This window comes from Caballeronia cordobensis, assembly GCF_001544575.2.
Taxonomy (GTDB): domain Bacteria; phylum Pseudomonadota; class Gammaproteobacteria; order Burkholderiales; family Burkholderiaceae; genus Caballeronia; species Caballeronia cordobensis.
On the sequence record NZ_FCNY02000015.1, the window covers coordinates 16,247 to 41,841 of the forward strand.

General features: G+C 64.4%; 25 protein-coding genes. 13 read left to right on the forward strand and 12 right to left on the reverse strand.

Annotation, left to right across the window (positions count from 1 at the left end):
* Positions 1 to 5: 5 nt before the first annotated feature.
* Complete coding sequence (locus AWB70_RS25870) at positions 6 to 2,201, reverse strand: SulP family inorganic anion transporter (RefSeq protein ID WP_053569754.1); 2,196 nt, start codon at positions 2,199 to 2,201, stop codon at positions 6 to 8.
* A gap of 243 nt (positions 2,202 to 2,444) precedes the next feature.
* Here AWB70_RS25870 and AWB70_RS25875 point away from each other — a divergent pair, with 243 nt between their 5' ends.
* The 3 genes from AWB70_RS25875 to AWB70_RS25885 all read left to right on the forward strand — a co-directional run bounded on the left by AWB70_RS25875 (position 2,445) and on the right by AWB70_RS25885 (position 3,748).
* Positions 2,445 to 2,768 (forward strand): hypothetical protein, encoded by a 324-nt coding sequence (locus AWB70_RS25875; protein WP_045452688.1) that lies wholly within the window; start codon positions 2,445 to 2,447, stop codon positions 2,766 to 2,768.
* The gene (locus tag AWB70_RS25880; protein ID WP_053569752.1) at positions 2,765 to 3,157 is read left to right on the forward strand and encodes a VOC family protein; all 393 of its coding nucleotides are present in this window, start codon (positions 2,765 to 2,767) and stop codon (positions 3,155 to 3,157) included. The genes AWB70_RS25875 and AWB70_RS25880 overlap by 4 nt, the downstream gene beginning before the upstream one ends.
* 342 nt (positions 3,158 to 3,499) lie before the next feature.
* Positions 3,500 to 3,748, forward strand: coding sequence for a hypothetical protein (locus AWB70_RS25885; RefSeq protein WP_014251646.1), 249 nt, complete (start codon positions 3,500 to 3,502; stop codon positions 3,746 to 3,748).
* Positions 3,749 to 3,847: 99 nt separating this feature from the next.
* Here AWB70_RS25885 and AWB70_RS25890 read toward each other — a convergent pair whose 3' ends face one another.
* Both AWB70_RS25890 and AWB70_RS25895 read right to left on the reverse strand, forming a co-directional pair.
* A complete protein-coding gene (locus AWB70_RS25890) occupies positions 3,848 to 4,492 on the reverse strand; it encodes a DnaJ domain-containing protein (RefSeq protein WP_053569751.1) in 645 nt (214 codons plus the stop codon).
* A gap of 87 nt (positions 4,493 to 4,579) precedes the next feature.
* Complete coding sequence (locus AWB70_RS25895) at positions 4,580 to 4,900, reverse strand: hypothetical protein (RefSeq protein WP_235024351.1); 321 nt, start codon at positions 4,898 to 4,900, stop codon at positions 4,580 to 4,582.
* Between the two features lie 112 nt (positions 4,901 to 5,012).
* On the opposite strand from AWB70_RS25895, the gene AWB70_RS25900 reads away from it, so the two are divergent.
* From AWB70_RS25900 to AWB70_RS25910, 3 genes are all read left to right on the forward strand, one after another.
* The gene (locus tag AWB70_RS25900; protein WP_053569750.1) at positions 5,013 to 5,567 is read left to right on the forward strand and encodes a phosphonate degradation HD-domain oxygenase; all 555 of its coding nucleotides are present in this window, start codon (positions 5,013 to 5,015) and stop codon (positions 5,565 to 5,567) included.
* Positions 5,568 to 5,664: 97 nt separating this feature from the next.
* Positions 5,665 to 7,077 carry a DHA2 family efflux MFS transporter permease subunit gene (locus AWB70_RS25905; protein WP_053569883.1) on the forward strand — a complete coding sequence of 471 codons (1,413 nt, stop codon included), beginning with the start codon at positions 5,665 to 5,667 and terminating at the stop codon, positions 7,075 to 7,077.
* Between the two features lie 106 nt (positions 7,078 to 7,183).
* Positions 7,184 to 7,750 carry a transglycosylase SLT domain-containing protein gene (locus AWB70_RS25910; protein ID WP_053569749.1) on the forward strand — a complete coding sequence of 189 codons (567 nt, stop codon included), beginning with the start codon at positions 7,184 to 7,186 and terminating at the stop codon, positions 7,748 to 7,750.
* Positions 7,751 to 7,784: 34 nt separating this feature from the next.
* Here the strand turns inward: AWB70_RS25910 and AWB70_RS25915 are convergent, their stop codons facing one another.
* Both AWB70_RS25915 and AWB70_RS25920 read right to left on the reverse strand, forming a co-directional pair.
* Entirely contained in the window at positions 7,785 to 8,114 is a 330-nt protein-coding gene (locus AWB70_RS25915; protein ID WP_053569748.1) for a hypothetical protein, read from the reverse strand.
* Between the two features lie 98 nt (positions 8,115 to 8,212).
* Positions 8,213 to 8,536: a hypothetical protein gene (locus tag AWB70_RS25920; protein WP_053569882.1), complete on the reverse strand. Its 324-nt coding sequence runs from the start codon at positions 8,534 to 8,536 to the stop codon at positions 8,213 to 8,215.
* A gap of 84 nt (positions 8,537 to 8,620) precedes the next feature.
* Between AWB70_RS25920 and AWB70_RS39740 the strand changes: the two genes are divergently transcribed.
* On the forward strand, positions 8,621 to 9,415 hold the full coding sequence (locus tag AWB70_RS39740) for a hypothetical protein (RefSeq protein WP_235024352.1): 795 nt from the start codon (positions 8,621 to 8,623) through the stop codon (positions 9,413 to 9,415).
* 175 nt (positions 9,416 to 9,590) lie between these two features.
* Complete coding sequence (locus AWB70_RS25930) at positions 9,591 to 10,094, forward strand: Mpo1 family 2-hydroxy fatty acid dioxygenase (protein WP_053569747.1); 504 nt, start codon at positions 9,591 to 9,593, stop codon at positions 10,092 to 10,094.
* On the opposite strand, the gene rarD is transcribed toward AWB70_RS25930, so the two are convergent.
* Positions 10,091 to 11,068, reverse strand: a complete 978-nt coding sequence (gene rarD / locus AWB70_RS25935; protein WP_053569881.1) for an EamA family transporter RarD — start codon at positions 11,066 to 11,068, stop codon at positions 10,091 to 10,093. The two genes, AWB70_RS25930 and rarD, sit on opposite strands and share 4 nt — an antisense overlap.
* A 384-nt stretch (positions 11,069 to 11,452) precedes the next feature.
* On the opposite strand from rarD, the gene egtD reads away from it, so the two are divergent.
* Positions 11,453 to 12,421 carry an L-histidine N(alpha)-methyltransferase gene (egtD, locus tag AWB70_RS25940; RefSeq protein WP_014251635.1) on the forward strand — a complete coding sequence of 323 codons (969 nt, stop codon included), beginning with the start codon at positions 11,453 to 11,455 and terminating at the stop codon, positions 12,419 to 12,421.
* Here egtD and AWB70_RS25945 read toward each other — a convergent pair.
* The 5 genes from AWB70_RS25945 to AWB70_RS25965 are packed head-to-tail and all read right to left on the reverse strand — an operon-like array spanning position 12,418 to position 18,493.
* Positions 12,418 to 12,714, reverse strand: coding sequence for an acylphosphatase (locus AWB70_RS25945; RefSeq protein WP_014251634.1), 297 nt, complete (start codon positions 12,712 to 12,714; stop codon positions 12,418 to 12,420). The genes egtD and AWB70_RS25945 overlap by 4 nt on opposite strands.
* A gap of 43 nt (positions 12,715 to 12,757) precedes the next feature.
* Positions 12,758 to 13,897 (reverse strand): hybrid sensor histidine kinase/response regulator, encoded by a 1,140-nt coding sequence (locus AWB70_RS25950; protein WP_014251633.1) that lies wholly within the window; start codon positions 13,895 to 13,897, stop codon positions 12,758 to 12,760.
* A 22-nt stretch (positions 13,898 to 13,919) separates the two neighbouring features.
* Positions 13,920 to 14,525, reverse strand: coding sequence for a chemotaxis protein CheB (locus tag AWB70_RS25955; RefSeq protein ID WP_231927783.1), 606 nt, complete (start codon positions 14,523 to 14,525; stop codon positions 13,920 to 13,922).
* A 2-nt stretch (positions 14,526 to 14,527) separates the two neighbouring features.
* Positions 14,528 to 15,364: a CheR family methyltransferase gene (locus AWB70_RS25960; RefSeq protein ID WP_014251631.1), complete on the reverse strand. Its 837-nt coding sequence runs from the start codon at positions 15,362 to 15,364 to the stop codon at positions 14,528 to 14,530.
* 12 nt (positions 15,365 to 15,376) lie between these two features.
* Positions 15,377 to 18,493: a response regulator gene (locus AWB70_RS25965; protein ID WP_053569746.1), complete on the reverse strand. Its 3,117-nt coding sequence runs from the start codon at positions 18,491 to 18,493 to the stop codon at positions 15,377 to 15,379.
* Positions 18,494 to 18,664: 171 nt separating this feature from the next.
* Here AWB70_RS25965 and hpnA point away from each other — a divergent pair, with 171 nt between their 5' ends.
* From hpnA to AWB70_RS25980, 3 genes are all read left to right on the forward strand, one after another.
* Positions 18,665 to 19,672 (forward strand): hopanoid-associated sugar epimerase, encoded by a 1,008-nt coding sequence (hpnA, locus tag AWB70_RS25970; RefSeq protein WP_053569745.1) that lies wholly within the window; start codon positions 18,665 to 18,667, stop codon positions 19,670 to 19,672.
* A 247-nt stretch (positions 19,673 to 19,919) separates the two neighbouring features.
* Entirely contained in the window at positions 19,920 to 22,166 is a 2,247-nt protein-coding gene (locus AWB70_RS25975) for an NADP-dependent isocitrate dehydrogenase (protein WP_045455420.1), read from the forward strand.
* A 207-nt stretch (positions 22,167 to 22,373) separates the two neighbouring features.
* Complete coding sequence (locus AWB70_RS25980) at positions 22,374 to 22,913, forward strand: hypothetical protein (protein WP_053569744.1); 540 nt, start codon at positions 22,374 to 22,376, stop codon at positions 22,911 to 22,913.
* 39 nt (positions 22,914 to 22,952) lie between these two features.
* Here the strand turns inward: AWB70_RS25980 and AWB70_RS25985 are convergent, their stop codons facing one another.
* Positions 22,953 to 24,155, reverse strand: a complete 1,203-nt coding sequence (locus tag AWB70_RS25985; protein ID WP_041732003.1) for a glycosyltransferase — start codon at positions 24,153 to 24,155, stop codon at positions 22,953 to 22,955.
* A gap of 465 nt (positions 24,156 to 24,620) precedes the next feature.
* Here AWB70_RS25985 and ispH point away from each other — a divergent pair, with 465 nt between their 5' ends.
* Complete coding sequence (ispH, locus tag AWB70_RS25990) at positions 24,621 to 25,583, forward strand: 4-hydroxy-3-methylbut-2-enyl diphosphate reductase (RefSeq protein WP_045452649.1); 963 nt, start codon at positions 24,621 to 24,623, stop codon at positions 25,581 to 25,583.
* The last annotated feature ends 12 nt before the right edge of the window (positions 25,584 to 25,595 follow it).

The window sequence follows — 25,595 nt, forward strand, 5'->3', positions numbered from 1 at the left end:
CGTGCTCACGACGCCGCGCGCAGCGCTTCATCCGCGACGGCGAGCCGCGAAGCCATCATCTTCACGACGAAGCGATGCCATTCCTGCGCGGTCAGCGGATCCTCGAGTTCGAGCTTGCGCAATGCCGCGAGCGTGAGACGACGCAAGCGCGCGGGCTCGTCGGCGACGACATCCGCGCTGCGCGGCGCATGCGTATACACCGCCATCTCGCCGATGATCGTGCCCGGCCCGAACGAGCGCAGCCGCACCGAGCGCCCGTCCGCGAGCGGCAGCGAGACGGTCACGCGCCCTTCCTCGACGATATAGAGCGCATCGCCCGCATCGCCGCGCCGGAAGAGCGCTTCGCCCGCGCCGACGTCGCAGACATCGAGCCAGTGCGCGAGGCCATCGAGCGCGCGCGCCGTGAAATGCGGCGCGAGCATCGCGCGGAAATCGCCGGACGGCGCGCACGGCTCGAACGCGCGCGTCAACGCGGCGAGCTGGCGCCCCTCGATCCATTCGAGCCCGGCATCGAGCGTCTCGAACTCGTGAATGCCGAGCGCGAGCGCGCCCGTGCGCATGAGCCGCGCGCGCGAGTTGCGCGGCAGCGCGGTCAGCACGAGTTCCGCGCCGATCGCCGCGCATGCCTGACGCAGCTTCACGAACGCGAGCGACACCGACGCATCCATGCCGTTGGTCCACGCAAAATCGAGCACGACATAGCGCACGGGACGCGGGCCATGCGAGCGGATGCGCTCGCGGATACGCTGCAGCATCGAGTTCGCCGAGCCGAAGAACAGAAAGCCTTGCAGGCAGACGCCGCAGATTTCATCGCCGCGGTCGATCAGAAAGCGCGTCTCCTCGATGCTGCGCTCGACATTCGACGTGCGCGTGCGGCCATCGAACTCCATGCGCACGCAACCCGCGCGGCCATACAGCAAGGCGAACGTGACGCATGCCGCGACCACGCCCGCGACGACGCCCGCAATCACGCCATAGAAGGCAATCACCGCGAGAATCAGCGGCACGAGCACATACTCGTGCCACGCGAGCTTGCGGTATGCGCCGACGAGCCAGTCCATCATGAGCCGCAAGCCCATGTAGATCTGCATGCCGACGAGCACGGGCACCGGAAAGAGCGAGACGAGATCGGGCGAAGCGATCAGCACGAAGAGGCACGCGAGCGCGGCGAACACGCCCGCCGCGCGGCTCGTCGCGCCGGCGCGCGCGTTGAGCATCGAGCGGTTGTACGACTGGTAGCCGACCATGCCGCCGAAAAGCCCGCTTGCGATATTCGCGAGGCCCGCGGCCCGCATCTCGCGATTCAGGTCGATGTCCTGACCGGTCGCCGCGCCCATCGCGGTCGAGTTCATGATGATGGTGATCGCCGACACTGACGTCACGATGAGCGTCTCCGGCATGTGCGCGACGATCGCGCGCCAGTCGATCTCGCCGCGCGCAAGCGATGACGGCAGATGCAGCTCGGGAATATGCAGCGCGTGCATCGGCACATGCTGAAGCAGAAGGCCCAGATCGCGCGCTTCGTCAGGCGAGATGCCCGAGGCGTGCAGCAGCGCATAGAAGAGCGCGATACCGATAGCGAGCGTGATCGGCAACGCGGCCGAATGACGCCAGGTGCGCGCGAGGATCGTCGCGAGCGCGCCGACGAACAGCGCGGGCGCCCATGCGAGCCAGTGCAGGTGCACGAGCCGCGGCAGCGCATGCCAGTCGAGCGCGACGCCCGTCAGCACGCGAAACGCGCCCGCGATCAGCAGATAGCCCGTGCCGGCGAGAAAGCCGCCCATCACGGGATACGGCAGGAATTGCAGCGAGCGGCTGCGCTTGGACGAGCCGATCGCGAAGAGAATGAGCCCCGTCACGAGCGAGCACAGCGCGATGGCGACGAGCACCGTCAGCAGGATCACCGTGGGCGTGCCCCCGTTCGCGCGCACGCTGCTCGCGACGCCCGCCGCGACGCCGACGAGGAACGCCGTCGCGTTGCTGTCCGGCCCGCCGATGTTCATGCGCATCGAGCTCGTCAGCGCGATCACGAACGCGGTGACGATGCAGCTCACGAGCGCGGTCGGCACGCCGAGCTCCGCATAGCGCGCGAGATCGGCGCTGAAGATGAGCGTGCCGAGACTCATCGCATAGCACAGCATGACGAGCGTGGAGACCGTGCCCGCGGTGATGTCGCCGACGAGCGCGGTCGCGCGCGGCATGGCGCGCTCAAGGACCGTGCGATATGTCGTGGCTGGCTTCACGGCGCCTCCCGGAGGCGGGAAAACGGCTGACAGATGCGCTGAAGGTGCGCGGAAAAGTATCCGCCGCGCGCGAGAACGCTGTCAATTTCCGCGCAACGCGTCTTTCGTCTGACGTGAACGATCAGCCGTGCATCGCGGTGGATTCATCGCGTCAACAAGAGTAACGTTGACTCGTGAGCGAACACTACAAAGGAGGCGATCATGCCCGACGATCCCGCTCAATGGCGCGTCTTCGATTACGAAGGATTCGAGATCCACGTGCTGCCGCAAGCGAAGCCGACGCCCGAGCACGCGCCGCCCAGCAAGATGGAGCGCTACGTGTATATCGGTCATGTGTGCAGGCCCGGCGCCCACGCCGACACGCCCGGCGAAGCCGTGCATTTTCATGCCGACGGCGACGACGCGTACAAGACCGCGGAAGATGCCGTGGACGATGCGCGGCATATCGGCAAGAGCATCATCGACGGCACGCATCCGGATCTGTCGGTGTTGCCGCTCGTATCGCATCAGCATCACTCCGGATGAGCGGCGATCAGCAGCCGGACGAGCGCGAAGCGCGCATCGAAAGCCTGAGCGCGATCACGCTCGCGACGCGCGACATGGACCGCGCGGTGCGCTTCTATGAAGCGCTGGGCTTTCGCATGTTGTATGGCGGCGTGAACGAGGCATTCACGTCGTTCGCCCTCGGCAGTTCCGGCAGTTCATACCTCAATCTCACCAGCGAGACGCATAGCCCGATCCAGTTCTGGGGCCGCGTCATCATCTACGTGTCCGATGTGGACGCGTTCTATCGGAAGGCGTTGGCGCAGGGCATCGAGCCGCAATTCGCGCCACGCGATGCGCCCTGGAACGAGCGCTACTTCCATCTCACCGACCCCGACGGTCACGAACTGAGCTTCGCGCGCCCGCTCTGATCCGACGCGCGCAGGCACGACGTTCGCTTCATACCCAGTGACGGGTAGCGTACGCATTCGCCCTTTCATATGACCGATCGCGCACATACCCTCGCATCGCGTTGCACGAGGATGACTCCATGGCGTGACGCATCTTGCAGAAACAAGGCATCGCCGAAGATGCGTGAAAGCTCGCTGTTGCTATTTCGCAAAAACGGGCACGGGCCTGGAATCCAGGCGTAGAGTTCAAGTGCTTTGTCAAGAACGTGGTGCGTCGCGGCAGGGGATTCATCGGACGGGGCTTCAAACAACGGCGGGTTCTGCCGTTATCCCGAACATGAATGCCGCGTGCTGGAGACTGAAATGAAATGCGCGAACGAGCGGTCCCTGCGTTACCAGGTCGAGAAATGGCTGGCGCCCGGCTGTGTGCCGGTGCATGTGCGACAGTTCAGCCGCACGCGTTCCGATGGACGCCGGTATGTCTGTGTCGAGGCATTGCACGGCGCGGTATCGAGAGCGCTGTTCTTCTTTCGTCACGACGATGGACACTGGTGCGTCTACCCGCCCGCGCCTAGCCGAAACAACATGCGCGGCGAACGGCTCGCCGCGTGATTCGATGCTTCTTTTGCGTGTTTTGCAGGTCTGATTAGATTGTCCGGTTTCAGCCGCCCCGCTCGAAGACAGAGCGTTCCTCGCGACAGCAGCACATAACTAGAAACGCATATTGTTGAGGAACTGAAACCACATCGCGCCGAGCGGATTCGCAGCGCCGGCGGTGGCGGCTTCCTTCTCATCCTTTTTCGGCTCCGGCTTCGCTTCCGCCTTTTCCTCGGGCTTCTTCTGTTCCTTATCGAGCGCTTCCGCCTTCGCCTGCCGCGATTCATGCAGCGCGATCGCGCTGTCGGCTATCTGCCGCGCCGTGGATTCATCGCATTGCGCGCCGAGCAGCACGCCGAACACGACATCGCGGTTATGGCCTTGCGACGCGAAACGCATCGCGAGCGATATGCGCTTTGCATAGAGCGCCTCGCGCGCCTCGCGCTCTTTCGCTTCACGCGCCTCGCGTGCCTTGCGCGCCTTCGCTTCGCGCGCCTCGCGTTCCGCTTCTTCCCGGCGCGTGCGCTCTTCCCAGCGACGCATCTCTTCCGCATAGATGCGATCGTAGACCTCACGCTGCGCGGGGTCGGACAGGATGGCGTAGGCTTCCTTGATTTCCTGGAACTTCGCGCGGGCGGCGTCTTCGTTGCCCGCGTTGCGGTCGGGGTGGCAGCGCATCGCGGCTTTGCGATACGCGCGTTTGATTTCTGCTTCGTTGGCGTGCTCGTTCACGCCGAGCGTTTCGTATAGCGTTGCCATCTTGCGTTCGGTGGATACGGGTGCCGGTCATCGTAACACGCGAAAAACGGGGCCCCTTCGCGCGATGCGGCGTTGCAACACAAGCCCTTATCGACCGACGACCGCGCGTGCGCCGGCACTGCCGAGCGCATCGAAGAGGGCGCGCGCCGGCCTCAGATAGCGCGCGATATGCAGCCGGATATTGACCACCGCCAGCACGAAAATGACGAGCGTGACGAGCAGATAGTCGCGCCGCTCCGGCATGACGTGATAGCGCGTATGCAGCAGCACGAACACGATCCACACGAACGCGGGCGCGTGCAAGGTCCAGTGCCTTTGCGCGAAATGCCACGCGATGCGGCGCACGTCGCGGCGTGACGCACGATCGAGCCCGGCGAGCGCCGGATGGCGGCTGAACGAGAAGGGCATCGTATCGGTCCTTGCGCACGATGCGGCGAACGCAGCCATCGTCGCGTCATGAAAGCCTGCGAAAATCGCGCGCTTCCCGCTTTCAGCATAACCGCTCGACGGTTTCCTTACGATGGCCCTTTCACTCGACGACATCCGGCAGCTTTTCGACAGGCACGGCTCGATCGCCTACAGCGGCGAGCCGGTCACGCAGTTGCAGCACGCGTTGCAGAGCGCGACGCTCGCCGAAGCGGCGGGCGCGAGCCGCGAGCTCGTCGTCGCCGCGTTGCTGCACGATCTCGGGCACTTGCTGAACCTGCAGGGCGCGACGCCGAGCGAACGCGGCATCGACGATCTGCATCAGTACTACGCGCTGCCGTTCCTGCGCCCGCTCTTTTCCGATGCCGTGCTCGAACCGATTCGCCTGCACGTCGATGCGAAGCGTTGCCTGTGCGCGATCGATCCGTCGTATTACGCGCGTTTATCGGCGGATTCGGTGCGCAGCCTGCAATTGCAGGGCGGCATCTTCGGCGACGACGCCGCGCAAGCGTTTCTCTCGAAGCCCTACGCGCAAGACGCGATTGCGTTGCGCCGCTGGGACGACGAGGCGAAAGAGGCGCATCGCGTCACGCCGGACCTGCCGTATTTCCTGGCGATGGCGGCGAGCGTCGCGCGTTCGTCGAGCTAGCCCGCGCACGAAAACGTCCGTTCGTGTATCGCGCTAGACTGTGCGCCATGCATCGAATCCCATTCCAATACGTCTCGCGTCACGCGAGCACCGCATCGTGAAAGGCGGCAACTTCCGCGTCACCGCCGCCGTTGTCGCCAGCGCCCTGTTCATGCAGAACATGGACGGCACGATCGTCGCGACGGCCATCCCGACGATGGCCCGCGATCTCAACGTCGATCCGGTTCATCTCTCCAGCGCGATCACCGCGTATCTCGTCGCCTTGACCGTCTTCATTCCCGCGAGCGGATGGGTCGCCGACCGCTTCGGCGCGCGGCGCGTGTTCATGTGGGCGATCGCGACCTTCACGCTCGCGTCCATCGCCTGCGCCGCCGCGACGACGTTGCCGCAACTGCTCGCCGCGCGCGTCGTGCAAGGCCTCGGCGGCGCGATGATGGTGCCCGTCGGCCGGCTGATCCTGTTTCGCGGCGTCAAGCGCGAAGAGCTTCTGCTGGCGACCACATGGCTCACGATGCCCGCGCTCGTCGGCCCGTTGCTCGGCCCGCCGCTCGGCGGCTTTCTCACCGACGCGCTCTCATGGCGCAGCATCTTCTGGGTCAACGTGCCGGTCGGCGCGATCGGGCTCTATCTCACATGGAAACTGCTGCCGCCATCGACGCCCGAAGACCGCACGCCGCCCGATCTGCGCGGCATGCTGCTGGCGGGCGTATCGCTGAGTCTCTTCATGATCGGCATCGAAAGCGCGGGGCGCGGCGTGCTGCCGGCGGGCGTGCCGTGGATCTGCGCCGCGTCCGGTCTGCTGCTGTTTCGCGTGACGGTGCTGCATTGCCGCCGCGTGGCCAATCCGGCGATCGATTTTTCGCTGCTGTCGATTCCCACGTTTCACGCCGCGACGATCGCGGGCAGCCTGTTTCGCGCTGGCGCGGGCGCGCTGCCGTTTCTCGTGCCGCTGACGCTGCAGACCGGCTTCGGCTATAGCGCGACGGCAAGCGGCCTCGTCACCTTCGCGAGCGCGCTCGGCTCGTTCTGCATGCGCCCGATGACTGCGCTCGCCCTGCGGCGCTTTTCGGTGCGCACGGTCTTATGCGCGGGCAGCGTGATTTTCGCGGCGGTGCTGCTCGTCTGCTCGACGATGTCGCAGGCGTGGCCCGCCGCCGCCATCTTCCTGCTCCTGCTGGTGGGCGGACTCGGCCGCTCGCTCAGTTTCGCGACGATGGGCGCGCTCGCTTTCGCCGATATCCCCAAGCCGCGGCTCGCCGCCGCGACGTCCTTCCAGGGCACCGCGCAGCAGTTGATGAAGGCGGTTGGCGTAACGGTCGCGGCCGGCACGATTCAGGCGACGATGCTCGTTTCCGGCAGCGTGCATACCGAGCGCTGGCAACTGGCGTGCGGTTTCATCGTCACGGCGATCGTCGTGCTGGCTTCGCTGCCGATGTTCGCGCGCCTCTCGGCGGACGCTGGCGAGGGCATTTCGGCACCGTCATCGGCCAAACGGGCCGAGCGCACGTAAATCATGCCGAATTGTCAAAATAAACATCATATTTAAGACAAGTACCTGATCCACATAGGTTTTTTATGTGGCTATAATGCGGTTCCGCTTTGATCTCTCCCGTCCGATGCGTCGTATCCTCGTCTTCTTTGCCGCGCTTGCCTTCTCGTTGAGTTCCGCGCACACCGCGCTCGCCCAGGAAGCGCCGACGAGCGCCGCCGCCAGCGACGCCGCCGCGCAAGACCCGAAGGCACAGGAAGCCGGTCACAAGATTTCGAACATGCTCACCCGGAAGTTCGGCGTGGCGCGCGAAAAGGCGCAAACCATCGCGTCGGCGGTCATGGCATCGGCGGCGAAATATTCGCTCCCGCCCGCGCTGCTGCTCGCCATCATTTCGATCGAATCGCGCTTCAAGGAAACGGCGAAGGGGCCGAACAACGCCACGGGGCTGATGCAGGTGGTGCCGTCGGCGCACAAGAAGCTCGTGCGTAACGTGGATCTGACGGACCCGGAAGACAACATCGAAACCGGGTCGGCCATCCTCTACGGCTATATGAAGTCCGCGCAGGGCGACATGGACGCCGCGCTGAAAAACTACGGCGGCTCGCGCGCCTATGCCGAAAAGGTCAGCTTGCGCGCGAAGACCTTCGAGCCGGCTGCATCGGTGGATGCGGCATCAGCGGCCGGTCAGTAAGTCTCACGCTGTTTCTCGCGCGCCGCCGTCCGCATCAATACGCCTTGTGCGTGCCGGTTCCGTTCGACTTCATGCCGCCCGAGTTCATGTCGCCGTTATTCGGCACGCTGCGTTGCACCGTGCCCTTGTCCTGGCCCATGCCATTGGTGGCGTCGTTGCTCATGCCGCTCTTCGCGCCGGTGCCCGTGGTGCTGTCCGCCGCGCCGCCCATGCCGGTGGCGCCGCCCTTGCCACCCGCAGCCGACCCCGCCCCCGACGACCCATTGCCGCCCGCGCCCATCGAGCCGCCCGCCTGCGCATAGGCGCCGCCCGACAAGCCCAACACCAGCGCCGAAATCACCAGCTTCTTCGTAGTCGCGTTCATCGCACGTCTCCAGAGTTTGCCTGCCGGTCGCGGCAACGTATCGGATGCGACGACCGTGTGCGCATCAGCGCAAGCGACGTGCCGCATCCGGCATCGAATCAATAACCGCAAGGCACATAGGCGCGGCGATAGTTGTCGTAGCAGTAGCCAGGCGGCTGCGCCGGTTGGGCGTACACCGGTTGCGCGTACTCGGGCTGTTCATAGACGGGTTGCGCATAGGCCGGTTGCGCGTACACCGGCTGTGCGTTCGCGACCGACGTCACCAGCGCACCCAGCACCGCGCCGCCGATCAATGCACCGACAATCGCGCCGCCATCGCCGCCGCCACCGTGATGGCCGCCGCCGCCGTGTCCATGCGCCGATGCCTGGCCGGCCATCGTCAGACTGCCGATCATCGTCAAGACAATTGCTGCGCGTTTCATGAGCTTCTCCATTTCCCGTTTGGCCGGGTTCGTGGAAGTCATCTTAAGCAACCGGCTAAGAAATAACTGCTGCAGTTGGTAACTGTGCATTTCAACGATTACAAATACGGCGTTGGAAATCTGCTAAAAGAAAATTCGATTCGGATACCGAATTACCCTAAGGCTAGTTACAAATGGATGCGAATTCGCGAAATCGTAACAAGCTTTTTGCTGCGGCCGGTAATGCGGATCGCCTTACGCAAACGGCTCAGCCGCTTTTACCGTACGCCGTTTCATTTGCTCGCCACTGGTTACGCTTTGTCACCAGAAGAACGTCAACTATATCGACGGACACGGCGTTTTCATCCTCAGCGCGGCGCACTGCGCCTCGTGTCCTTATTAAAAGATCCAAGGGAGTTTCAAACCATGAAGAAGATCGTCGCTGCTCTCGCATCCGCCATGCTTGTCTCCACCGCATTCGCGCAAACCGCCACCACCGATGCCGGCAAAGCGCAACTGAAGGCCAATAACGAAAAGGCCGAAGCCCAGGCGACCGCCAACAAGAAGAAGGCGGAAGCGCAGCACGATGCCGCGAAGGCGCAGGCATCGGCGAACGAGGACAAGGCATCGGCGCAAGCCGACGCCAACAAGGAAGCCGCGAAGGTAGCGCAGGCGACCACGCCGGAACAAGCTTCCGACGCCCGCGGTGATGCCGCCAAGGCACAGGCGAAAGCCGACAAAAAGAAGCACGCTGCGCAGACGAAGGCCGACAAGAAGAAGCACGAGGCATCGAAGGATGCCAACGTGGCGCAAGCGAAGGCCGATAAGGAGAAAGTCGAGGCACAAAGCGACGCTAACAAGGCGGCGGCCGATGCGAAGGTAGACGCGGCGAAGAAGTAAGGGAGGCCGGCGTCATCGCATCGCGCACCGGGCACGCTGGATAATCAACCGGTGCGTTCCACAAGGCGAGTCTTCGGGCTCGCCTTTTTGCTTTCGACTAAAGGAAATGCTCTAGTTGCGTGATCGGCGCGCGGCTTATCATGGGTGAAACATAAAAAGAAGGAGACGCCCCGCCATGCGCACGCTGACCGATCAGTTGTCGCAGTACGCCGCTTATCATCGCGACAGGCGCAATATCGCGACGCACTTCGTCGGCATTCCTCTGATCGTGCTCGCCATTGCCGCGTTGCTGAGCCGGCCCGCGTGGCCCGTGCTCTCGGGCGCGTTCATGCTCACGCCGGCCTGCGTGCTGTTCGCGCTCGCCACGCTCTATTATCTCTGGCTCGATGTGCCGCTCGGCATCGCGATGGGTATCGTGTCCGCTGCGAGCGCGGCGTTCGGGCGGTGGGCCGCGTCGCAGGTCACATCGACATGGCTTGCCATCGGCATCGGCTTTTTCGTGATCGGCTGGGTGTTTCAGTTCGTCGGACATGTGCGCTACGAGCATCGCAAGCCCGCGTTCGTCGACGACATCATCGGGCTATTGATCGGGCCGCTTTTCATTCTCATCGAGTTGCTGTTCGGGCTCGGTCTCATGCGCGGCCTGCGCGATGCGATCGACGCGCGCGCCGTGCGTTAATCGACGCGCTCAATCTCCTCCGCCACCGTTTCGTGTTCGACGCTCGCGTGATGCTCGCTCATTGGCAAGGCCTGCCTGCGCGAACGTTCGCGCATCAGGAGCCGCGCGCTGTGCACGCCCGTCAGCAGGACGGCGATCCAGATCGGCACATACGTGCCCAGTTCACGCGATGAAAACGGCTCGCCGAGCAAGAGCACGGCCACGCCGACGAGCAGCACCGGCTCCACATAACCGAGAATGCCGAACAGCGCGATCGGCAGATGACGGCTCGCGCGCAGATACGAGGCGAGCGCGATCGTGCTCAGCGCGCCCAGCCCCGGCAACAGCAGCAGCCAGAGATGCGGCTCGCCCGCGATCTCCGCGAACGAGCCGCGCACGAACAGCATGATGGCCGCGACGGGCGCCATCAACATGATTTCCACCGCGAACGACACGAGCGGATCGGCATTGAGCTTGCGCCGCAGCATGAAATACGGCGGATAGCCGAGCATCACGACGAGCGTCGGCCATGCGAACGCATGCGTGACGATGAGTTCGTGCGCCACGCCGACGGACGCGGCGGCGACGCCCGCCCACTGGAAAGCATCGAGCCGCTCGCCGTAATGGAAGCGCCCAAGCAGCACCATCGCGAGCGGCAAGAGAAAATAGCCCAGCGAGACTTCGAGCGCACGCCCGTGCAGCGGCGCCCAGAGAAAAATCCACAACTGCACGCCGAGCAACGCGGCGGCGGCGGCGAACGCAAGCAGCAGATGCGGCGTTTTGGCGAGCTTCGCGACGAGCGCGCATAATTGCGGCCAGCGTTTTCGCACGGCGACGAGCGCAAGCGCGCCGGGCAGCGTCCACAAGATGCGCCAGGCGAAGATGTCGAGGCCATCGAGCGGCGCGAGCCATTTCGTATAGCCGGACATGAGCGCGAAAAGCGTGGAAGCCGCCACGGACAGCGCGATGCCGCGCCCCAGATCATGCTGATTCATCGAAAAAGAAGCGCCCTCGCGCGAAAGTGAATGCACGCCGATCGAAACGGCGAGAGCGCATTCTAATCGCAGCGCGAGCGTCTTTTTCAAAACCCGCTTCATACACGATTCGCCGGCGTGCGCGCTTCTTGCTTGTCAGACGCGTCGCATTTCGACGTGAACTTCATCGCGTGAACGCCGTCTCACGCGACTGTCTTCAGCCGGTCACGATGATCGGCGACCCTTGCCGGTCCGGCGCGCGATTGGCCGGTCCGGTCCCGAAGTCCGAGCGGCAGCTCGCGCGTTTCCTCCGCCGCTCACGTCATTGCATCCGCAGCAACACGCGCCGTGCCCTCGTTTTTCGCTGAAGGCACGCGAAGAAAACGCCGCATCGATGGAGACGTCATGACTCAACCTGCCTTGTCGCCCCGCTTCGCCAACGCCTTCGCGGAGGCCGTGTACGTAGGACTCAGCAAGCGCCCGCAAAAAGAACTGCCCTCGATGTATCTGTATGACGAAGTCGGCTCGGCCCTCTTCGAAGTCATCACTGCGCTGCCCGAATACGGGGTGACGCGCGCCGAAGAACGCGTGCTGAAGGATCATGCGACGGACATCGTCGCGGCCTTGTCAGGCGAAATACAAGTGGCGGAACTGGGCAGCGGCAGCGGCCGCAAGACGCGCCGCATTCTGGAAGCGCTGTGTAAAAAGCAGCCCACCGCTTACCATCCGATTGAAATTTCTCGCACCGCGCTGCAGTTGTGCCGGCGCGAACTGAGCGACATCGAACGCGTGTCGATCGTCGGACATGAGCGCGACTATCTCGCCGGCCTGTCGGAAGTGAGCGCAAGGCGCAAGGATGGCGAAAGGCTGCTCGTGCTGTTTCTCGGCAGCACCATCGGCAATTTCGCGCGGCTCGCCGCGACCCGGTTTCTGCGCTCGATTCGCGGCATGCTCAAGCCCGGCGATGCGCTTCTGCTCGGCACCGATCTCATCAAGCCGCTGCCGGTGCTGATCGCCGCGTATGACGATCCGATCGGCGTCACGGCCGCGTTCAACCTGAACATGCTCGCGCGCATCAATCGCGAGCTGGGCGGCGATTTTCCGCTCGATGCGTTCGAGCACGTCGCGCGTTTCAATCCGGATGCGCGCAGCATCGAAATGCACCTGCGCGCGAAGCGTGCGCTTTCCGTGCGCGTGCGCGAGGCGGACTTGCGCGTGGAATTCCGCGAAGGCGAGACGATCTGGACGGAAAGCAGCCACAAGTACGCCGCCGAGGAAGTCGCGCCGATCGCCGCCGACGCGGGCTTCGAATGCACGCACCAGTGGCGCGATGAGGAATGGCAGTTCGCGGAGAGCTTGCTGGTCGCGCGTTAGTGCTGCTCGAAGCGCTCGTAGCGTTTTTCGACGTGGCGCTCTTCGCTGTGAAAGTCGGTGACGCGGGCATGCGGCGGCCCGCGTCGCAGCCATTCGAGCATCAGATCGACCTGATTGGCCGCGCCCTGCACGACCGCTTCGACCGAGCCGTCATCGAGATTGGCGACCCAGCCGCGCACGCCGAGCGCATGCGCCTTCCTGACCGTGTGATGGCGAAAGCCCACGCCCTGCACGACGCCGCGCACGCGCACGTAATAGGTTTCGATTCTCGTATCCAGATCCGGGCCTGGCATTGCGGACTCCCTTCGTTCGTCGTTCATAGGCCGCATTGTAGATTCAGCTCAGCCTGAACGGCTGCGCCCCGTCCGCGCGCTCGCCCGGACGCGGGTGAAACACGCGCGGCAGCGTCACCTCGAAGGTCGTGCCGGCTTCGGCTGTGGATCGCACCCTGACGTCGCCGCCGTGCATCTGCGCGATCTCGCGCGTGATGTAGAGCCCGAGCCCGAGGCCGCTCGATTCATGCTGACGCCGGCCCGAACGATACGGCGCGAAGATCGTCGGCACCACGTCGGCGGGTATTTCGCCGGCGTTCTGCACGCTGATGGTCACATCGTCGGCATCGCCCTGAAGGCGCACCTGAATCGCCGATCCTTCGAGCCCGTGCTGCAGCGCGTTGCCGATGAGATTCGAGAAGACCTGCGAAAGCAGATCGCCGTCGCCTTGCAGGAGCGTGTCGCCCTGACGCAGCACGAACACGCGCCCCTTGCCGACGCGCGCCTCGTATTCGTCGACGATATTCTTCGCCAGCGTCATCAGTTCCACCGCGCGCGGCTGCAGCGTGACGCGCCCGCCACGCAGGCGCGCAAGGTTCAGCAACTGATCGACCATGCGCACCATGCGCATGCCGCTCGACTTGATGCGCTCGCCGATATTCGCGACGTTCTCGTCCTTCACGAAGCGCGACAGATATTCCGCCGACGCGATCACCGCCGAAAGCGGCGTGCGCAGATCGTGTCCGAGCACGGCCATGAGCATTTCGTTCGCATCGAGGAGTTGCTGCACGGTCGCGAGTTGCGTCGCGAGCTGTTGCTTCTGCCGCTCCATCTGGATGAAGACATCGACCTTCGAATTGAGGATGCGCGAATCGAACGGCTTGTAGAGAAAGTCCACCGCGCCCGCTTCGTAGCCGCGAAACGTGCGGTTCGTGTCCTGCGCCGTGGCCGTGAGAAAGATGATCGGCACGTGCGCCGTGCGCGGGCTGCCGCGCATCAGTTCGGCGAGCTCGAAGCCGTCCATGCCGGGCATGTTGACATCGAGAATCGCCAGCGCGACTTCGTGCTTGAGCAGCAGTTCGAGCGCGGCCGGCCCCGATTCGGCTTTCAGCACCGACAGATCCGGCCGCGCGAGCGATGCTTCGAGCGCGGTGATGTTATTGCGGATGTCGTCGACGATCAGCACGTGGATGGGTTGCGTCATCTGGTGACTCCTTGCCTTCTTTTCATGGCTGGCGGCGGATGCATTGCGAAAGCCGCATCGTCATTGCGTCCAGCGTCAGTACTTCGTGCACCGCGCCTTCCGCGATGGCCGCGAGCGGCATGGCGGGCGACGGGGCCGTCGTCGGGTCCTGCGCCCAGCACGCGCCGCCCGCATCGCGGATCGCACGCGCGCCGCGCGCGCCGTCGTCGTTCGCGCCCGAGAGCACGATGCCGAGCAGCCGCTCGCCGTAGGCATGCGCGGCGGATTCGAACAGCACGTCCACCGAAGGCCGCGAGAAGCGCACCGGCGGATCGACCGAAAGCGCGATCGACGGCGCCTCGCCGCCTTCCGCCTCCACGAGCATGTGATAGCCCGCCGGCGCGAAATAGACGGTGCCGTGCGCGATCTCGTCCTTGTCGAAAGGCTCTTCGATGGGCAGGACGCAGCGCGTCGCGAAGAGTGCCGGCAAGAGGCTCGGCTGGCCCTGCCGCACATGCACCACGATGAGCACCGGCGGCGCGAACGCCTTCGGCAGTGCGGGCAACAAGTGGCTCAACGCATCGACGCCGCCCGCCGATGCGCCGATCACGACCGCTCCGATGTGCTGCATGCCGATAGTGTCGAACATCGTCACACCTTCTGATAAAGGCGCTCGCGCGGATTGAAGTCCGCGAAGCGGTCCGCGTACTTCGAAAAGCGCAGGCTCTCCTTGCTGCCGAGACCGAGAAAGCCGCGCCGCACGAGCGAATCGCTGAACAGGCCGAGCGCACGGTCCTGCAGCGCGCGATCGAAATAGATCAGCACGTTGCGGCACGACACCAGATGCGCTTCCAGAAACACGCTGTCGGTGGCGAGCGAGTGATCGGCGAACACCACGCGCGACTTGAGCGTCTGCGAGAACTTCGCCGCGCCGTAGGCCGCGTGATAGTAGTCGGACAGCGAGCGCTTGCCGCCCGCCGCGAGATAGTTCTGGCTGAAGCCCGCCATGCGATCGAGCGGATAGATGCCGCCCTCGGCCTGACGCAAGGCTTCGGCGTTGATGTCGGTGGCATAGAAGACGGTGCGATCCGCGATCTTCTCCTCCGCGAACAGCACCGCGAGCGACCACAGTTCTTCGCCGCTGCTGCATCCCGCGACCCATACCTTGATCGACGGATAGGTCTGCAGAATCGGCACGACCTGCTCGCGGATCGCGCGAAAGTACTGCGGGTCGCGAAACATCTCGCTCACCTGCACCGTCAGGTACTGAAAGAGCCGCGCGAAGAGCGCCGGATCGCGCAGGATGCGCTCCTGCAAATGCGAGAGCGTCGGCAGGCTGAAATCGTGCACGGCCTGCGCGAGCCTGCGTCTGAGCGAACTCACGGAGTAATGCCTGAAGTCGTGCTGATAGCGCAGATAGATCGCTTCCAGAATCAGCTTCAGTTCGATGTCGAACGTGTCGTCTTCGTCGTGCCGTGTGTCGTTCATCTTAGGATCTATTCATCGCTGCCGCAGCCACACGCGGCACAGCGACACGAGCTTATCCACGTCGATGGGCTTCGATATGTAATCGTCCGCACCCGCCTCGAGACATTTCTCGCGGTCGCTCGGCATCGCTTTCGCCGTCAGCGCGATGATCGGCAGGCGCGCATGCTCCGACTGCTTGCGGATTTCGGTCATCGCGGTCAGGCCGTCCATCTCGGGCATCATCACGTCCATCAGCACGAGGTCGATGTCGTTGCGGCGCGCCAGCGCTTCGAGCGCCTCGCGGCCGTTGCGCGCGATCTCGAGCGTCGCACCCAGCGGCTCGATCACGCGCGACAACGCGAAGATGTTGCGCACGTCGTCTTCCGCGAGAAGAATCGTGCGCCCTTCGAACACGTCGTCGCGCTGGCGGGCCGCGCGCAGCATGCGCTGCTGTTCGGGCGGCAGCGCGCTTTCGACGCTGTGCAGGAAGAGCGTGACTTCATCGAGCAGGCGCTCCGGCGATTTCGCTCCCTTGATGATGATCGATTTCGAGTAGCGGCGCAGGCGCTGCTCTTCTTCCTGCGACAGCAGCCGTCCCGTGTAGACGATCACCGGCGGCGACGCATGCCCGCCGCTCGTCGATACGCGTTCGAGCAGTTCGTAGCCGGAGCCGTCGGGCAGCGCGAGATCCATCACGACGCAATCGAACACGCCGCGCTGCATTTCCTCGATGGCCTGCGCGATCGATCCCGCGCCGACGATCGCCACGGTGTCGCTCGCGAGCAGCGCGTGAATGCTCTGGCGCAGCGCCGGGTCGTCCTCGACGACGAGCACGCGCCGCATGCCCTGCGCCGAGCGCGCTTCGAGCTTGCGGATCGCGAGGGCGAGTTCGTCGCGCGCGCTCGGTTTCAGCGTATAGCCGATCGCGCCGAGATGCAGCGCGACATCGGCGTGATCCGTCGCGGAGACGATGTGGATCGGAATGTGGCGCGTGAGCGGATCGTGCTTGAGCCATTCGAGCACCGTGAGGCCCGACTGGTCCGGCAAGCCGATATCGAGCAGGATGCCGTTCGGCTGCAGCGAGCGCGCAAGCTCGACGCCCTGCGTCGCGGTGGCCGCGTGCACGCAGTCGAAATCGAGCTCGTGCGCGAGATCGTAGAGGATGCGCGCGAACGGCTGATCGTCCTCGATGACGAGAATCACGCGATCAGGCCGCTTGCGCTCGGCGCGGTCGTCGGCGATGGCCACGGGCTCCGGCAACACGACAGGCGGCGCAACGGGAAGCGGCTGCGGCTTGACCGCGGCCGGCTCCGGCTCGCTCGTCTGGCCGATCGCTTCGAGTTTCGCGGTGACGACGCCTTCGCGCGCGGCCACCGGCAGCGTCACGGAGAACACGCTGCCGTGCCCCAGTTCGCTCGACACCGCCACCGAACCGCCGAGCAGACGCGAGAACTCGCGCGAAATCGACAGGCCGAGCCCGCTGCCGCCGTATTTGCGGCTCGTGGTGCCGTCGGCCTGCTGGAACGCCTGGAAGATCATGTCCTGCTTCTCGCGCGCGATGCCGATGCCCGTATCGCGCACTTCGAAGCGCAGCGCGTTGTCGCCCGCGCGGTGCGCCGCGACCGTCACGCGGCCGCGCTCGGTGAACTTGAACGCGTTCGAGAGCAGATTGCGCAACACCTGCAAAAGCCGCTGGCTGTCCGTGACGAAATAGTCCGGCACGTTCTCGCCGTGCTCGGTGACGAATTCGAGCCCCTTGCTTTCGGCGACGGGCGCGAACGACTGCCTGAGCGCCTGCAAGATCGAATCGACGGACGTGGGCGCGAACTGCACGTCCATCTGTCCCGCCTCGACCTTGGACAAATCCAGAATGTCGTTGATGAGCGCGAGCAGGTCGCTGTTCGACGAATGGATCGTCGCGGCGAAACGCACCTGCTCGTCGGTGAGATTGCCTTGCTTGTTGTCCTGCAAGAGCTTGGCGAGAATCAGCGAACTGTTGAGCGGCGTGCGCAACTCGTGCGACATGTTCGCGAGGAACTCCGACTTGTACTGGCTCGCGCGCTCCATTTCCAGCGCATTCGCGGTCAGTTCCTGCTGCACCTGCAGAAGCTCGGACTTTTGCCGTTCGAGATGCTGCGTGTGCTCTTCCAGTTGCACGTTGGTCTGTTCGAGCTCGGCCTGCTGCTGTTCGAGCCGCGCCTGCGAGTCCTGCAACGCGCGGCCGCGCTCTTCGAGCTCCTCGTTCGAGACCCGCAGCTCTTCCTGCTGAACCTGCAATTCCTCGCTCTGGCGCTGCGTCTCTTCGAGCAGTTCCACGAGACGCGCGCGATAGCGCGCGGAGCGCATCGCCATGCCGATCGGTTCCGCGGCCATGTCGAGCAGCGCGCGGGCGTCGTCGAACCGGCCTTCGTCGCCGACAAAGCCGAGTTCGATCGCGCCCGCGGCTTCGCCATCGGCAAAAAGCGGCGCGATGACGACGCGTGAAGCCTTCGCGGAGCCGAGCGCGGAACCGGTTCGCAGATAATGCGCGGAGGCATCGCGCAGTTCGAGCACGCGTTCGTCGGCGAGCGCCTGGCCGACGAGCCCCTCGCCGCGCGCGATCGTGCGCGGCGCGCTGTTTTCGTCCGGCAGGGCCCACGCCGCGACACGCGCGAGCGCATCGCCTTCGAGCGCGTAGACCACGCCGACTTTCGCCTCCAGGTACGGCACGATCGAACGCAGGATGCTCACGCCGATCGAAGCCGGAGACTGTTCGCCGCGCAGCTTCACGCTCAATTGCACGATGCCTTGCTGAAGCCAGGTCGTGCGTTGTACGGCGAGCCGCGATTTGATATATAGATGCGCCACCGCCGCGAGCGTGAGCAGCACGACGATGCCCATCGCGCGATTCACCTGGAGCACTTCGCGGCTTGCGTCCGGATCGAGAGGCGACAATGCGTAACCCGCGACCATCAGCACCGCGGAAGCGCCCGCGGTGACGATCGGCACGGCGGGACGGTCCACCCAGACGCACAGCACGACCGGCAGCAGATAGAAGACCCAGATCGCGACGCGCATCGGCGTGAGCACGTCGACGGCGAACACGACGGCGAGCGCGATAGCAATGGCGAAGTAGATCCAGGAGATGAGGTTTCGAGTGTCTTGAGGCATCGTTGACCGGTTATGTTCATGTTTTGCGCGCCCGCGCGCGACGGCAGGCAGCGACCTTAGCATGAGCCGCAAGTCCTTGTCACATCGGGCTTTGCAGCCGATCGGCGCATGCGTTTTCGCGCGGCAGTTGTTACGAAAGACCGCCGCGCCAGCGTTTTCATCGAGGTAAGAATGACTGATTTTTCCGGCTCTCGCGTGCTCGTCACGGGCGCCTCGGGGTTCGTCGGGTCCGCGGTCGCGCGGCTCGCCATCGAACGCGGTTTCGACGTGCGCGTGCTCGTGCGCAAGACCAGCCCGCGCAAGAACGTCGAATCGCTGAACGCGGAGATCGTGGTCGGCGACATGCGCGACGAAGCGTCGATGCGCGCCGCGCTCAAGGGCTGCCGCTTCCTGTTTCACGTCGCCGCCGATTACCGCATCTGGGCGCCCGATCCGTCCGAGATCGAGCGCGCCAATCTCGAAGGCACCGAAGCGACGATGCGCGCGGCGCTGGCGGAAGGCGTCGAGCGTATCGTCTATACCAGCAGCGTCGCGACGCTGAAGGTGACGAGTTCCGGCGCGATCGTCGACGAAACGAAGCCGTCCGATCCGCAGAGCACGATCGGCGCGTACAAGCGCAGCAAGGTGCTCGCCGAGCGCGCGGTCGAGCGCATGGTCGCGCAGAACGCATTGCCGGCGGTGATCGTCAATCCGTCGACGCCGATCGGCCCGCGCGACGTGCGCCCGACGCCGACTGGGCGCATCATCGTCGAGGCGGCGACGGGCAAGATTCCCGCGTTCGTCGATACGGGCCTGAACCTCGTGCACGTCGATGACGTCGCGAACGGGCATTTTCTCGCGCTGGAACGCGGCAGGATCGGCGAACGCTATATCCTCGGCGGCGAGAACCTGCCCTTGCAGCAGATGCTCGCGGATATCGCCGGATTCGTCGGGCGCAAGCCGCCGACCGTCAAACTGCCGCGCGGGCCGCTCTACCCCGTCGCGATCGGCGCGGAACTGTTCGCGAAATTCAGCGGCAAGGAGCCGATGGTGACGGTCGACGCGCTGCGCATGTCGAAGAACAAGATGTGGTTCACGTCGGCAAAGGCGGAGCGCGAGCTCGGCTACGCCGCGCGGCCGTATCGGGAAGGGTTGCGCGACGCGCTCGAATGGTTCCGCGCGAACGGTTATCTCGCCTAGTGAATCGCGAAATCGGTGCGTGAAACGTTCCGGCTGCCGCAACGAGGGCAAAACGTCGCAACTCTTCTATAAGACTTGAAAAATCTTAAGTCGTTGATATAGCAAGATAAACGCCTGTTTTCGCCGTCCGCGCGAGCCGAAATTCACACGCGCGCGTCGCAAAATCAGGCAGAATAGCGGTTTGTTGCCGGAGGGGTGACGCAGCCGGCGGTTTTTTCCAACCTGTTTTCGGATGTCGAGACAAGCGATGAGTAACCAGCAACCCACCATCATCTACACCCTGACCGACGAAGCTCCGCTGCTCGCGACCAGCGCCTTTCTGCCGATCATCCGTACCTTCACCGCGCCGGCGGGTGTCAACGTCGCGACGAGCGACATTTCGGTGGCCGCGCGCATCCTGGGCGAATTCCCCGAATACCTGACCGACGCGCAAAAGGTCCCCGACAACCTGGCGAAGCTCGGCGAGCTCACGCAGGACGCCGACACCAACATCATCAAGCTGCCGAACATCAGCGCGTCGCTGCATCAGTTGACGAGCGCGATCAAGGAATTGCAGTCGAAGGGCTACAAGCTGCCCGACTACCCCGAAGAGCCGAAGAACGACGAAGAGAAGGCCATCCGCGCGCGCTATGGCAAGTGTCTCGGCTCGGCGGTGAATCCGGTGCTGCGCGAAGGCAATTCGGACCGCCGCGCGCCGCTCGCCGTCAAGAACTACGCGAAGAAGCATCCGCACAGCATGGGCGAGTGGAGCATGGCCTCGCGCACGCACGTCGCGCACATGAAGCACGGCGACTTCTATCACGGCGAAAAGTCGGTCACGAACGATAAAGCGCGCGAAGTGCGCATGGAACTCGTCACGAAGCGCGGCGAAACCATCGTGCTCAAGCCGAAGGTCAAGCTGCAGGACGGCGAGATCGTCGACAGCATGTTCATGAGCAAGAAGGCGCTCGTCGAGTTCTACGAAGACCAGATGCAGGACGCGTTCGACACGGGCGTCATGCTGTCGCTGCACGTCAAGGCGACCATGATGAAGGTCTCGCACCCGATCGTCTTCGGCCACGCCGTGAAGGTCTTCTATAAGGACGCGTTCGCGAAGCACGCGAAGCTCTTCGAAGAACTCGGCATCAACGTCAACAACGGCCTCGTCGATCTGTACACGAAGATCGAGGCATTGCCGGAATCGCAACGCGACGAAGTCATCCGCGACATGCACGCGTGCCACGAAAAGCGCCCGGCGCTGGCGATGGTCGATTCCGCCAAGGGCATCTCGAACCTGCACGCGCCGAACGACGTGATCGTCGACGCATCGATGCCCGCGATGATCCGCGCCGGCGGCAAGATGTGGGGCGCCGACGGCCGTCCGCAAGACACCAAGTGCCTGATTCCGGAAAGCACGTTCGCGCGCATCTATCAGGAAATCATCAACTTCTGCAAGACCAACGGCGCGTTCGACCCGAAGACCATGGGCACGGTGCCGAACGTCGGCCTGATGGCGCAGAAGGCCGAAGAGTACGGCTCGCACGACAAGACCTTCGAGATCGCCGAAGACGGCACGGCGCGCATCGTCGACAACGCGACGGGCGAAGTCATCGAAGGGCTGACGCAGGAAGTCGAGAAGGGCGACATCTGGCGCATGTGCCTCGTGAAGGACGCGCCGATCCGCGACTGGGTCAAGCTCGCCGTGACGCGCGTGAAGAACTCGGGCACGCCGGCCGTGTTCTGGCTCGACCCGTACCGTCCGCACGAAGCCGAACTGATCAAGAAGGTCGAGACGTACCTGAAGGATTACGACACCACCGGCCTCGACATCCAGATCATGTCGCAAGTGCGCGCGATGCGTTACACGCTCGAACGCGTGATTCGCGGCATGGACACGATCTCGGCCACGGGCAACATCCTGCGCGACTACCTCACCGACCTGTTCCCGATCATGGAACTCGGCACCAGCGCGAAGATGCTGTCGATCGTTCCGCTGATGGCGGGCGGCGGCCTGTATGAAACGGGCGCGGGCGGTTCGGCGCCGAAGCACGTCCAGCAGCTCGTGCAGGAAAACCACCTGCGCTGGGACTCGCTCGGCGAATTCCTCGCGCTGGCTGTCTCGCTGGAAGAGCTCGGCATCAAGAACGACAACGCGCGCGCGAAGCTTGTTGCGAAGGCGCTGGATTCGGCCACTGGCAAGCTGCTCGACAATAACAAGAGCCCGTCGCCGAAGACTGGTCAGCTCGACAATCGCGGCAGCCAGTTCTATCTCGCGATGTACTGGGCGCAGGAACTCGCGTCGCAGACGGAAGACAAGGCGCTCGCCGAGCAGTTCGCGCCGCTCGCCAAGACGCTGGCTGCGAACGAGCAAAAGATCGTCGACGAACTCGCCGCCGTGCAAGGCAATGCGGCGGATATCGGCGGCTACTACAAGCCGGACGAGGCCAAGCTCGAAGCGGTGATGCGCCCGAGCAAGACGCTCAACGACGCACTCGCGCAAGCTCAGGCGAAGTAAGGCCGAAGCGGACGCGCGTCATGCGCGTTCCGGCAAACCGGCATCTCTTTTCGAGATGCCGGTTTTGTTTTTGAGCCGACGATTTCTTCCGCGTAATCCGTGCCTTCGGTGCAATTGGTTACAACCTGTGCCAGCCTCGCCAAAGTCGAGCGGGTAAAATCGTTGCCTCGCCGCACGGCTGCAAGACACCGACACAGACACATTCGCATGAATCTACAAGACCAGCTCGGCGCGCTGGAGTCGAGCCTCGACACGCTCCTCAGGACCGCCGCCGCATCTGACCTGACATCGGCTGAACCGGCTGAACAGGCTTCGCCGACGAACGTTGCTTCGCCCGGCGAACCGCCCGCATTGCGCGATGCCCGCGAACCCGCCGATTCCACCGATTCCGCCGCGCCCGCCGAACCGCCCGCGCTGAACGAGCCGCCGACGCTCGTCGTGTCGCGCCCGGAGCGCGACGCCATCGAAATGACCATCGCGGGCAAGACCGTGAAGCTGAGCCCGGAAGGCGTGTCCGAGCTGATCGAGGAGTTGTCGAACGTGCGCGCGTCGATGTCGGCGGAGCAGCCGATGGGCGTCGCACCGGGATGGCGCTTCGCGGCTACCAAGAATCCGCTCATGGCGACGCAGAAGTACCCCAACGGCGACCGCCTGCTGCTCATGCGTCACGGCGGGCACGGCTGGGTGCCGTTCACGTTGTCGCCGAACATGGTCATCGAGCTGTACGCCATGTTGACGAAAAAATAAGGCGGCTTCGTTGCCGAAGCCGCCCGCGCGGTCACGCAATCACGAACCTTCCTGAGTCGGCGCCTGCACGCGCGCCTTCCATTGCCCGCCCTTCCCGCTCCAGTAACGCACGGCTGAACCGATCGTCGCGCTGACATAGAACAACGCGACGAGCGGCAGGAGCGGCGCCCACAAGAGCGATCTGCGGTAATAGCGCAGCATCGGCCCATAGGCGATGCACATGAACGCCCACGCCGCGCACGCGGGCCACGCGCGCGGGCCGAACGCCAGCGCGAAGACCGGCGGCACGAGATAGATGAGCACCATGCCGAGCAGCGTGCCGGCAAGCAGCAGCGGCGAATAGCGCAACTGCGTGAACGCGGTGCGCGCGATCATGTTCCAGATTTCGCGCCAGTTGTCGTACGGACGCAGCGATTCGCTGCGCTCGGCGAGGTCGAGGCGGATCGGACGCGCGTCGTTGCGGCCCGCGCGGTGCTTGATGCGCTCGGCGAGACTGCAATCGTCGATCAGTTCCTGACGGATCGATTCGATGCCGCCCGCTTCCACCAGCGCCGAACGGCGCACGAGCATGCATCCGCCCGCCGCGCCCGCGGTGGACTTCTTCACGTCGTTGACCCACGCGAACGGATACAGCTTCGCGAAGAAGAAGACGAACGCGGGAATCAGCGCTTTTTCCCAGAGCGAATCGCAGCGCAGGCGGACCATCAGCGAGACCAGATCGCGGTCTTCGAGAATCGTGCGCGCGACGAGTTGCGTGGCGGCGTCGGCGGGATGGTAGATGTCGGCATCGGTCAGCAACAGGAACTCGGCGGGCAGGCCGAGCGAATCGATCGCGCCGATGCCCTGCGACTGCGCCCACACCTTGCCCGACCAGCCCGGCGGCAACGGCTGGGCGGTCAGCACGGTCAGGCGGTCTTCGAGCCCGAGATCGCGTGCGGCGGCGAGCGCGACGCTGGCGGTGCCGTCGGTGCTGTGGTCATCGACGACGATCACATGGAATGCGCCCGCGTAGTCCTGCTTGAGCAGCGAGCCGACCGCGCGCCCGATCACATCGGCTTCATTGCGCGCGGGCACGACCGCGACCAGCGCGGGCCACGCGCCGCGCCGCGCGATCTCAGCGTTGCCGAGGGCGTGGATCGTCGTATCGGACAGCGCCGGCGCAGCCTGCGCGCGCCAGAAGCCGCCGCGGGCGAAAAGCAGCACGATCCATATCAGGAATGAGAGCCAGGCGATCAATAGCATGAAATTAATGATTCACTTGTAAACAGTTTTGCGGCCGGACTGCGATCCGGCCGCTTCTGGACCCGCATTCGACCTGCGTCCATACCGTAACGTTGCGCGAAAAATACACCGCGCGAGAAGGTAGGAAGCCCAGTCCGGTCACCTGCGGCACGGGCCCGCGACGCGCGAGTCGCGCAGCGCGGGGCCCGAAGCGTCCGACAGTTTACTGGCTTCTGCGAACCGCCGTATTTACACGCCTCGCGCCAGCGCCGGCATTGAAACAGGCATTGAGCACCCAAAAAGGGAACGCGTTAGAATACGCGGTCATCTTCGGCGCGCAGACCGACATCACCGTGTCTTTTTTTCCGATCTGCTTTCCCGGGCCTTCCGAACGTCTCCGAGTGTCGTTCAGGGCCGCGTCTTTGGGAAAGCGCGAGCTTCGCGCCGGCTAACCCGAGACCCGCGTCAGTCGGAGTTCGTTCGAATATGCGTATTATCCTTGCTCAACCCCGCGGCTTTTGTGCGGGCGTGGTCCGCGCGATCGAGATCGTCGATCGGGCGCTCGAACGGCATGGCGCACCGGTCTACGTGCGTCACGAAATCGTTCATAACCGTCATGTCGTCGACAATCTGCGCAGCAAGGGCGCACGTTTCGTCGAAGAACTGGATGAAGTGCCGCACGGCGCGGTCGCGATTTTCAGCGCGCACGGCGTCGCGCGAAGCGTCGAGAAAGACGCGCAGACACGCGGTCTCGATGTGCTGGACGCCACCTGCCCGCTCGTCACCAAGGTTCACGTGCAAGGCCGCCAGTATGTCGCGCAGGGACGCACGCTGATTCTGATCGGCCACGCGGGCCATCCGGAAGTCGAAGGCACGATCGGGCAGATTCCGGGCGTCGTCGTGCTGGTGCAAAGCGAAGCCGAGGTCGCGAAGATGACGCTCGCGCCCGACACGCCCGTCGCGTATGTCACGCAGACCACGCTGTCCGTCGATGACACGCGCGGCATCATCGACGCCTTGCAGCGCCGCTTCACGGATATCGTCGGGCCTGACACGCGCGACATCTGCTACGCGACGCAAAACCGGCAGGCCGCGGTGCGCGAGCTGTCGAAGCAGGTGGACGTGCTGCTCGTGGTCGGCGCGACCAATAGCTCCAATTCGAATCGTCTGCGGGAGATCGGCGCCGAAAGCGGCGTGCCGAGCTACCTCGTCGCGGACGGTTCAGAGATCAGGCCGGAATGGTTTGCCAACGTGCAGACGGTCGGCCTCACCGCGGGCGCTTCGGCGCCCGAGGAAATGGTCAAACATGTGATCGATGCCCTGCGCGCATTCGGCAACGTCGAAGTCACGACGATGAACGGCCGCGAGGAAAAGGTCGAATTCAAACTCCCCGCGAAACTTATCCAGCCGGTCGCCGCCGTTGCGGCAACCGCGATTCGCGAAGAATAAGGAGAGGACGCA